The organism is Pseudomonas sp. HMWF006, from assembly GCF_003061205.1.
GTDB lineage: Bacteria > Pseudomonadota > Gammaproteobacteria > Pseudomonadales > Pseudomonadaceae > Aquipseudomonas > Aquipseudomonas monsensis.
In genome coordinates this window covers 1-1,433 of sequence record NZ_QAIU01000591.1, presented here as the reverse complement: position 1 = coordinate 1,433, position 1,433 = coordinate 1, and the positions used below count along the sequence as shown (strand labels likewise).

4 protein-coding genes are annotated in these 1,433 nt (G+C 59.8%); all 4 read right to left on the bottom strand.

The window, feature by feature from the left end; translation table 11 throughout:
- Positions 1-425 (bottom strand): hypothetical protein (locus tag DBR24_RS31355; protein ID WP_218278155.1); only part of this gene is annotated, 425 nt, incomplete at its 3' end.
- An 8-nt stretch (positions 426-433) separates the two neighbouring features.
- The gene (locus DBR24_RS27315; RefSeq protein WP_128616270.1) at positions 434-622 is read right to left on the bottom strand and encodes a DUF2635 domain-containing protein; all 189 of its coding nucleotides are present in this window, start codon (positions 620-622) and stop codon (positions 434-436) included.
- Positions 619-1,173, bottom strand: coding sequence for a hypothetical protein (locus tag DBR24_RS27310; RefSeq protein ID WP_128616269.1), 555 nt, complete (start codon positions 1,171-1,173; stop codon positions 619-621). Before DBR24_RS27310 ends, DBR24_RS27315 begins: the two co-directional genes overlap by 4 nt.
- A gap of 2 nt (positions 1,174-1,175) precedes the next feature.
- On the bottom strand, positions 1,176-1,433 hold a 258-nt coding region (locus DBR24_RS30960; RefSeq protein ID WP_158277052.1), incomplete at its 5' end, for a hypothetical protein.

The following is a 1,433-nucleotide window of genomic DNA, read 5'->3' as shown; positions in this document are numbered from 1 at the left end:
GCTGTGGCGATAGCTGTCGCGGTGTCGCCACTGATCACGCCAACAGACACCCGGCGGCCGGCAATCATCAGCTCAATGCTGCCCGATGCAGTTGCTGGACCGGTAAATGCCAGGGTGGCAGCGGCAGCAACTCCGGCGGGATTGTCGATCACCGGCATAACTTGCAATTCGGTGTAGGTGTCGATGGCCATCGCGGCGCGGACCATGCCCGCCAACATCGAGCCTTTGCCAAACTGGATATCGGCCTGCGCCGGGCTGGTGATACGGATCAGGGTATTGGCGGCGGCCAGACCACCAGCGAGCTTTTGGCCAATCAGCAAACGGCGATAGCTGACCGGCTGAGGCCCGCGAACTGCCTTACTGTTATCGATCTCGCTGTAGACACCAGGCTTGCGAAGGGCGCCGGCGCCAGGGATCGTATCCATTCCAATGGTCATTGTTTTTCACCCTTGGTTTCGGCCGGTACCGCAGCCTTTTCGATAACGATGTCACCGGCTTTTTCCTTGCGCAGCCAGTAACTGTTGAGTTCCACAGTCTTGCCTGCTGGCTCGATCTGTTCGTAGGTGTCTGGATGTCGCACCAGGCGGCCCTCGGCCGGCTTCACGAGCACACGCGTGGTCATGGGTTCAGGTCCTCGATGATGGTTTTGGCGCGGTCAGCCGAATCTGGCTGCGCGTTGCCCAAGCTGTACTCGGTCGCAACCGTGTTCAGGTCTGGCAGGCTTTGATTGAAAAGGTCGTCGGGGTGACGATCGAAGTACTCAGCCTCGAAGATCAGGCGGCACGCGCCGGTCAGATTCTCCGATTGATCGAGAAGCACCATTCGCGAGCGCACGTATTGCAAGTCGTTGACGGTGTCGCCAAGGGTGTCGTCCATCAGCAGCAGCCGCTCGACTTGCCGAGCAAGCGTATCTAGCGTGTCGTCCAATGCCTCGTTACCTTCGGCATGGATCTCCACCACTAACTCCACGCGGCGCCGGTATTCGCGTGGCGCCTGATTAAAGATTTCGCCGGTTTCGTCCATCGTGTAAACGATGATCGCCGGCAGCTCGCTCTGCCATCCGTTGGAAATCAGCGGTGCTACCCGGCTGGCATAAACGCTTGCGGCCGCATTGGTGGCACCCATCAAGACCGCAACGGCCTGCTTGCGGATCAGTTCTCTCGGGTGAGCCATGCTCAGGCCTTCTGAAGAATGATGGTTACGCCGGCGACGCCGTCGGCCTGCACGTCATTGATCTTGTACAAGACGCCACGCGCCCTGACGCGATCGCGATTCGTCGGATCGTTCGGCAGGTCGATCAGTCGGACACCGAGGACCGGCTTGTTGGTCGAAACCGGCGCGCCAGTTTCTGGATCAACCGAAACGTGAGCGGTATCGAACACTGCTTGGGCCAGAGGCACGCCTGGCTCGACCCCATCGGTCAGCCAATAAAC